Annotated in this window: 6 protein-coding genes and 1 riboswitch (1 of these 7 only partly in view); of the genes, 3 read left to right on the top strand and 3 right to left on the bottom strand. The window is 73.9% G+C overall.

Features of this window, described 5'->3' with window-relative positions; genetic code table 11:
• Nucleotides 1–161: 161 nt before the first annotated feature.
• The gene (locus tag OC439_RS17025) at nucleotides 162–926 is read right to left on the bottom strand and encodes a thioesterase II family protein (protein WP_262014273.1); all 765 of its coding nucleotides are present in this window, start codon (nucleotides 924–926) and stop codon (nucleotides 162–164) included.
• A gap of 81 nt (nucleotides 927–1,007) precedes the next feature.
• On the opposite strand from OC439_RS17025, the gene OC439_RS17020 reads away from it, so the two are divergent.
• Entirely contained in the window at nucleotides 1,008–3,158 is a 2,151-nt protein-coding gene (locus tag OC439_RS17020) for a hypothetical protein (protein WP_262014272.1), read from the top strand.
• A 118-nt stretch (nucleotides 3,159–3,276) separates the two neighbouring features.
• Entirely contained in the window at nucleotides 3,277–4,914 is a 1,638-nt protein-coding gene (locus OC439_RS17015; protein WP_262014271.1) for an ABC-F family ATP-binding cassette domain-containing protein, read from the top strand.
• 58 nt (nucleotides 4,915–4,972) lie between these two features.
• Here the strand turns inward: OC439_RS17015 and OC439_RS17010 are convergent, their stop codons facing one another.
• Together OC439_RS17010 and OC439_RS17005 are read right to left on the bottom strand one after the other, a co-directional pair.
• Nucleotides 4,973–5,989 (bottom strand): sensor histidine kinase, encoded by a 1,017-nt coding sequence (locus OC439_RS17010; protein ID WP_262014307.1) that lies wholly within the window; start codon nucleotides 5,987–5,989, stop codon nucleotides 4,973–4,975.
• A gap of 8 nt (nucleotides 5,990–5,997) precedes the next feature.
• Complete coding sequence (locus OC439_RS17005; RefSeq protein ID WP_315985940.1) at nucleotides 5,998–6,696, bottom strand: response regulator transcription factor; 699 nt, start codon at nucleotides 6,694–6,696, stop codon at nucleotides 5,998–6,000.
• A 101-nt stretch (nucleotides 6,697–6,797) separates the two neighbouring features.
• On the opposite strand from OC439_RS17005, the gene OC439_RS17000 reads away from it, so the two are divergent.
• Nucleotides 6,798–7,373, top strand: coding sequence for a DM13 domain-containing protein (locus tag OC439_RS17000; protein ID WP_262014269.1), 576 nt, complete (start codon nucleotides 6,798–6,800; stop codon nucleotides 7,371–7,373).
• 114 nt (nucleotides 7,374–7,487) lie between these two features.
• A riboswitch (cobalamin riboswitch) is annotated at nucleotides 7,488–7,607 on the top strand (it continues 237 nt past the right edge of the window).

Below are 7,607 nucleotides of genomic sequence, written 5' to 3'. Positions count from 1 at the left end.
GTACACCTCGGCGCACGCGACAGTATGCCGCCTCGTCAGCGACGTCCCTTCGGCGAACGGATGGCAGACTTTAACACCGCTTCTCGACCGTTCACCAGGTCGAATACCGGACATTGTGGAAGGTCCGGTACGGGTACGAGTCCTTACCCGTTCTTTGTCGCTTATTCCGCCACAGGGGTGTGACTGGCGACGATGTGTCGCATTAGGTCGATGATTTCCGGCAGATGGTCGGTAAGGAAGAAATGCCCGCCGGGAAACACGTGCCACCGCGGCTCGGTGACACATTCCCGGGCCCACCCCGCGGCCCGGTCCGGGTCCACGTGCTCGTCCCGGTCGCCGAGCAGCACGTGCACCGGCACCTCCAGCGGCGGCCCCTGGCGGTAGGCGTACCGCTCGGACAGCGCGAAGTCGGCCCGTACCCCGGGCAGGATCAGCTCCATCAGGTCGCGGTCGGCCAGCAGCGCGGCCGGCGTCGCCCCGAAGTCGCGCAGCGCGTCGATCAGACCGGCGTCGTCGAGGTCGTGCACGCGCCGCCGTACCAGCCGGGTCCCCGGCGCCTCCGCGCCGCCGACGAGCAACGCCAGCGGCGCGGGCGCGTCCCGGCGGCGCAGCTCCCGGGTCACCTCGAACGCCACCAGCGCCCCCAGGCTGTGGCCGAACAGCAGGTACGGCCCGGACGCCCGCTCGGCGACGGCTGTCGCCAGCGCGTCCACCAGCTCCGCGAGGTCGTCCAGCGGCGGCTCGTGCAGCCGGGCGCCCCGGCCCGGCATCAGCGCGACCTGCACCGACAGCTCCGGCGCGGCCAGTTCCCGCCACTGCGCGAAGGAGGCGGCGACGCCACCGGCGTACGGGAAGACGAACACCTGGGCGTCGCCGGACGAGGAGCCGGCCGGCCCGAACCAGCGGCTCGCGGTCACCTGGGACATGGCCAGGAGCATAGGGCCGCACCACTCCCGGCTCGGCGAACGGGCCTGTGTGGACAGCCGGTCGGCTGGCACACTACCGGGATGCGGCGGGGGGTCTGGTCGGTGCTGGCGATGCTCGTCGCGGCCGGGCTCGGCGCGTCGGTCGCCTGGCTGCCGAACGCCACCGACCGGCAGCTCACCCTGCTGCAGTCGGTCCTCGCCGTCCTGGCGGCCGGCGGGCCGATCCTGGGCTGGCTGTGGCGGCGCAACCACCGGGGCACACGCCGCCCCGGCCCCGAGGCGCAGCGGGCGGCCGACGAGCTGGCCGCCGCCGTCCTCGCGCAGTGGAGCCGCGCGGCGACCGAGCGCGGGCTGTGGGCGCCGGTTCCGATCCGGGTCCACTGGCGGTGGTCGGACCGGCCGGTCACCGGGCCGGTGGACGCCGCCGCGACCGAGGGCGACCTGGTCCGGTTCCCGCCCCTGCCGGCCGTCCCGCCGGTGCGGGCGGCCGACCTCGCCCACGGCGACCTGCACGACCTCTTCCGGGTGTACGCGGGCCTGGGCTCCGGCCGCCTCCTGCTGCTCGGCGGGCCCGGGGCGGGCAAGTCGGCAGCGGTCGTCCTGCTGCTGATCGACGCGCTGGAGCACCGGCAGCGCCTGCCGGAGCAGGAACGCGCACGGGTACCCGTGCCGGTGCTGCTGACCGTGTCCGGCTGGGATCCACGCCGGCAACCGGTCGCCGACTGGCTGGCCGCCCGGCTGGCCGCCGATCACGATGTCCTCGGCGGGCTCGAACCGGCCCGCCGGCTCGTCACGGGCGGGCACGTCGCCCTCTTCCTGGACGGGCTGGACGAACTGCCGCCGGACCTGCGACCGGTCGCCCTGCGCGCGCTCGACGTCCAGACCACGTTCCGGCTGGTGGTGACGACCCGCAGCCGCGAGCTGGTGGAGGCGGTGGCCGCCGCCCGGCACCTCTCCGGCGCCGCCGCCCTGGAGCTGGAGCCGCTGACCGGCACGGACATCGCCGCGTACGTCACCCGGAGCCGGACCCAGCCGTTGCCGCCGGGGTGGCAACGGCTGGTGGACGAGGTGCGCGACCGGCCGGACAGTCCCGTCGCGCAGGCGCTGCGCAGCCCGCTGATGCTGAGCCTGTTCCGGGACACGGTGACCACCGACGACGATGCCGCGGAGCTGCTCGACCGCTACCACAGCCGGGAGGCGGTGGAGGACGCCCTGCTCGACCGGGTGCTCCCCGCGGCGTACGCCGTCCAGCCCGGCGTACCGGAGCCGCGCTACACGGCTGCGCAGGCGGCGCGCTGGCTCGGTCACCTCGCCCACCTGATGAACCGGGCGGGCAGCCGCGATCTGGTGTGGTGGCACCTGGCGTCGTTCACCTCCTGGGACCTGTACGCGGTCTCGACGGTGCTCGTCACCGGCCTCGGCGCCGGACTGAGCGCGGGGTTGCTCGCGGGCCCGGCGTTCGGCGTCCTGGCCGGGCTGGCGTTCGGGCTGGTGCTCACGTTCACCGCCAAGCTCTCCCGGGACGTGCTGATCGGCCGGCGTCCGCTGCGGCTCCGCCGGATCAGGTGGAGCCGGGTGATCAGCCGTCAGCGGATGGAGAACGTGCTCGGCGCCGGGCTCACCGGTGCGTTGTTCCTGGGCTTCTTCGGGCTCCTCGTCGCCGCGTGCGCCGACGTCACAGGCATCGGGTCCGGCCGGGCCTTCCCGGTCTTCCTCGCCTTCACCGCGACCGGTTTTCTCGGTTGCCTCTCCCTGGGCCTGTACCTGGCGATGGCCGGCTCGGCGGGCGAGGACGACCCGGTGTCGTCGCGGCTGTCCTGGCGGCGGGACCTGTGGTCCGCGGTGGGCGGCGGCCTCTGGCTCGGGTCCGTGCTCGGCGTCCTGGGTGGCCTGGTGGGGCGGCTCGCCGGGTCGGCGGAAGGTGGCATCGCCTGTGGCATCGTCGGCGGCTTCCTGCTCGGCGTGACGTCCTCGCAGACCTGGCGCGCCCTGCTCGTCATCGTCGAGCTGCGCCGTACCGGGGTGGCGCCGCTGCGGCTGCTCCGATTCCTCGACGACGCGCACCGCCGGTCGGTGCTGCGCACGGTGGGGCCGGTCTACCAGTTCCGGCACGCCCGTCTCCAGGACCGCCTGGCGACCACCGCCGGTGCTACGGTGGACCGGAGTGATCCAGTGGCGATCAGGCAGGCAGGGAGACCAGACATGGCGGGTGACGACGACATCTCCGGGTGAGACCGGACATGTGACCGACCGCAGGCGAGCGCCGTGGTCGTTCCGTCGTACCCCGAGACCGTGTCCCCCGCCGGGCGGCTGAGGTCCGCCCGCCCTCATCTTCGAGGTCGTCTTCCTGATGTCCGATTCCTTCGTCGTCTGCTCGAACCTGACCTTCTCCTGGCCGGACGACACCCCGGTCTTCCAGAACCTCTCCTTCACCCTCGGCGGCGGCCGGACCGGTCTGGTCGCGCCGAACGGCGCCGGCAAGAGCACGCTGCTCAAGCTGATCGCCGGCGAGTACCGCCCGGCCGCCGGGTCGGTGACCGTCGACGGCGTGCTGGGCTACCTCCCGCAGAGCCTGCCGCTGGCCGCCGACCTCACAGTGGCCGAGGTCCTGGAGATCGCCCCGCTGATCGCGGCGCTGCACGCCATCGAGGCCGGCGACGCCGACGAGAAGCACTTCACCACGATCGGCGCCGACTGGGACGTCGAGGAACGCACGCGCGCGCAACTCGACCGTCTCGGCCTCGGCGACCTCGCCTTCGACAGGCGCCTGGGCACGCTCAGCGGCGGGCAGGTGGTCTCCCTCGGTCTGGCGGCGCAACTGCTCAAGCAGCCCGACGTGCTGCTGCTCGACGAGCCGACCAACAACCTCGACCTGGGCGCCCGGCACCGCCTCTACGACGTGCTGGAACAGTGGCACGGCTGCCTGCTGCTGGTCAGTCACGACCGGGCGCTGCTGGACCGGATGGACCGCATCGCCGAACTAGACCGCGGTGAGATGCGCTTCCACGGCGGCGACTTCACCTCGTACGAGGCGGCCGTGCGGGCCGCGCAGGAGGTGGCGGAGAAGAACGTCCGCAGCGCCGAACAGGACCTCAAGCGGGAGAAGCGGGAGTTGCAGGAGGCCCGCGAACGGGCGGCCCGGCGAGCCGGCAACGCCTCCCGGAACCTGAAGAACGCGGGTCTGGCGAGGATCGTCGCCGGCGGCTTGAAGCGGGACGCGCAGGTGGCAGCGGGCAAGGCGAACGAGATGCACTCCGGGCGGGTCGACGACGCCCGAGCACGGCTCGACGAGGCCGAGCGGGCGCTGCGCAACGAGAAGACGATCACGGTGGAGCTGCCCGCCACCACCGTCCCGGCCGGACGCACGCTGCTGACCGCCGAAGGGGTGCAGGTCCGGCACGGCGAGCGGTCGCTGTTCGCCGCCGACGGGGTCGACCTGACGATCCGCGGTCCGGAACGGATCGCCCTGCTCGGCGACAACGGCGCGGGCAAGTCCACGCTGCTGCGGCTGATCGACGGCGACCTGGAGCCCGAGAGCGGCCGGATCACCCGCGCGGACGGCCGGATCGCGTACCTGGCGCAGCGGCTGGACCTGCTGGATCTGGACCGTACCGTGGCGGAGAACCTGGCCACGTTCGCGCCGCAGGCCCCGGACGCGCAGCGGATGAACCTGCTGGCCCGCTTCCTGTTCCGCGGCCCGCGCGCGCACCTTCCGGTCGGGGTGCTCTCCGGCGGGGAGCGGCTGCGCGCCACGCTCGCGTGCGTGCTGGGCGCCGAACCGGCCCCGCATCTCCTGCTGCTCGACGAGCCGACGAACAACCTCGACCTGGTCAGCGTCGGCCAGTTGGAGAGCGCGCTGCACGCCTACCGGGGCGCGTTGCTGGTGGTCAGCCACGACGAGCGGTTCCTCGCCGCGATCGACGTGGGCCGCTGGCTGCGCCTGGCGGACGGACGCCTGGTGGAGACCGGTCCCCCGGACGCCGCCTGACCGGGCCGCCTCACCCGCCTGCGCGGTGGCCGGGTCGCCCGGCGAGCCGGGCGGGTGGTCAGACCGCCGGCAGGCGGACCACGAACCGGCACCCGCCGGTCACGTTGTGCGCGTGCACCCGCCCGCCGTGCGCCTCGACCAGTCCGCGCACGATCGCCAGCCCCAGGCCGCCGCCGGCCGGCGCCGCCTCGTCGGCGCCGGCCGGTGCGGGGGTACGGGCCCGGGTGCCCCGGAACGCCACGTCGAACACCCGGGGCAGGTCCGCCTCGGGAATGCCGCCGCAGGTGTCGGAGACGGCGAGCCACGCGTCGTCGTCGTCCCGGCCGGCGTCGATGCGCACAGTGCCGTCCGGTGGCGTGTACCGCACCGAGTTGACGAGCAGGTTCGTCACGACGCGGGCGAGTTCGGCCTCGGCGGCCCGGACGGTCGGCCAGCCGGTCTCCGGGGCGAGCACCCGCACCCGCCGGTCGGCGGCCAGCGGCGCGGTGGCGGCGATCGCGTCGGAGACCACGTCGCCGAGCGGCACCGGGGACAGGGCGGGCCGCAGCGCACCGGCGGTGATCCGGGACAGCTCGAACAGGTCGTCGACCAGGCGTGTCATCCGGTCCGTCTCGACCCTGATCCGGCGGTGGTACTCGGCCACCGCCGCCGGCTCGTCGACCACCCGATCCTCCAGCGCCTCCGCCATCGCCCGCAGCCCTGCGAGCGGCGTACGCAGATCGTGGGAGACCCATGCGACCAGCTCGCGGCGGCCGGCCTCCAGCTGCCGTTCCCGCTGCCGGGCCTGGTCGGCCCAGACCGCCGCCTGGGCGAGGCGGCGGGCGAACGCCACCCCGACGGCCAGGCTGAGCGCCGCGGACGCGGCGACAGTGACGAGGACGACCTGGAGGTCGTGCGCGGACAGGAACATGGCCTGGGCGACGGCGGTGACGCCCGCCGTCACCGAGGCGATGGTGACCGCGAGCAGCACCGCGATGTGCGCGAGGATCGACCGGTGGCGCACCAGCCGCAGCGCGCCGACGCCGAGCGCGCCGACGGCAGCGCCGGCGAGCAGGGCGTAGAGCCCGATGACCATCAGTTCGTTCACCGGGACGCCTCCGACGGCTCGTACCGGTAACCGACGCCCCACACGGTGACGATGCGGCGCGGCTGCGCCGGGTGGTCCTCGATCTTCTCCCGCAGCCGCCGGACGTGGACGGTGACTGTCGACTGGTCGCCGAACCGCCAGCCCCACACGCGGTCCAGCAGCTCGGCCCGTGACCAGGCGCGTCCGGGGTGCGCCAGCAGGAACGCGAGCAGGTCGAACTCCCGTACGGTCAGCGACAGCTGCTGCCCGCCGCGCTCGGCGACGCGGCGGCCGGTGTCCGCGGTGAGGTCGCCGTCGCGCAGCAGCCCTGTCGGTCCCCGGTCCTGCGGGGCCGCGCGCCGGAGCACCGACCTGATGCGCAGCACGAGTTCGCGCGGCGAGAACGGCTTGGTCACGTAGTCGTCCGCGCCGACCTCCAGCCCGGCGACCCGGTCGGCCTCGTCCCCGAGCGCGGTGAGCATGACCACCGGCAGGCCGGGCAGCCGGCGCCGCAGCCGCCGGCACACCTCGATGCCGTCGAGACCCGGCATCATCAGGTCGAGGACCACCAGATCGGGCGGCTCCTCCTCGGCCGCGGCGAGCGCGTCCGGCCCGTCGAAGGACAGCCGGACCCGGCAGCCGTCCTGTTCCAGGTAGCGCCGCACGACGTCGCTCACCGTCCGGTCGTCGTCGACGACGAGCACGTAGCGCCCCATGCGCCAGACGCTACCCATCGGCGCCCCGGCGTGGCGGCCCGCGGTCGGGCCGTAAGCGGACGGAAAGATCTTTCCGCCGGGTCCGCGCCTACCGTCTGGCCATGGGCAGAAGACGTGTGGTGTTGTCGGTGCTCGCCGTCGTGGCCGTCACCGGTCTCGGGGTGAGCCTGTACCTGTTCCAGCCGTGGCGGCTGGTGACCGACCGTGAGGTACGCGAGGCGCTGCCCACTGTGGCGGAGCCGCAGACGACCGGCCCGCCGGCGTCCGGCACGATCGGCCCGTCGCCGACCGGTGCGGCGCCGGCCGACGTGGTCCTGGCCGCCGGTGACTTCGTCACCCACGAGCACGACACGTCCGGCCGGGCGCAGCTCGTCCGCCTCGCCGACGGCCGCCGTCAGCTGCTCCTGCGCGGACTGGACACCTCGGACGGGCCGGACCTGCGGGTGTGGCTCACCGACCGGAAGGTGCTGCCCGGCCGGGCCGGATGGCAGGTGTTCGACGACGGCCGCTGGGTCGAGCTGGGCCGGCTCAAGGGCAACATCGGCGACCAGGCGTACGACATCCCGGCGTCGGTGGACCTGGACGGTCTGCGCAGCGTGTCTATCTGGTGCAAGCGGTTCGCGGTGTCGTTCGGCGCGGCGCCGCTTGCCGCTGTGACGGGATCGGCGCCGTCCTGACGCCTGTGCCGCCGGCCTCGGACGCTGGGCTACGCTGCGGGAAGCGCTGGTTCACCCGGTCGGCGACGGCCGGGTGTCGCGGGGCGTGTTTCATAAGGGCGGTCGAGCCGAGGCGGAGTCCAGGCGGCGGCCGGCCAGTTCTTGTGAAACACGCCCCTAAGAGGGAACCCGGTGAGAGTCCGGGACTGCCCCGCAGCGGTGAGTGGGAACGACAGCCGTCAACAGCACTGGGGC

The organism is Micromonospora sp. Mcm103 (assembly GCF_024519755.1).
Taxonomy (GTDB): Bacteria; Actinomycetota; Actinomycetes; order Mycobacteriales; family Micromonosporaceae; genus Micromonospora; species Micromonospora aurantiaca.
Note: the sequence above shows the minus strand (reverse complement) of the source record. Positions and strands in the feature narration are given on the sequence as shown.

Bases quoted from the DNA above. Each gene is read 5' to 3' on its own strand.
- OC439_RS17025 (WP_262014273.1), bottom strand. From the start codon at position 926: ATGTCCCAGGTGACCGCGAGCCGCTGGTTCGGGCCGGCCGGCTCCTCG.
- OC439_RS17015 (WP_262014271.1), top strand. From the start codon at position 3,277: ATGTCCGATTCCTTCGTCGTCTGCTCGAACCTGACCTTCTCCTGGCCG.
- OC439_RS17000 (WP_262014269.1), top strand. From the start codon at position 6,798: ATGGGCAGAAGACGTGTGGTGTTGTCGGTGCTCGCCGTCGTGGCCGTC.
- OC439_RS17010 (WP_262014307.1), bottom strand. From the start codon at position 5,989: ATGGTCATCGGGCTCTACGCCCTGCTCGCCGGCGCTGCCGTCGGCGCG.
- OC439_RS17020 (WP_262014272.1), top strand. From the start codon at position 1,008: ATGCGGCGGGGGGTCTGGTCGGTGCTGGCGATGCTCGTCGCGGCCGGG.
- OC439_RS17005 (WP_315985940.1), bottom strand. From the start codon at position 6,696: ATGGGGCGCTACGTGCTCGTCGTCGACGACGACCGGACGGTGAGCGAC.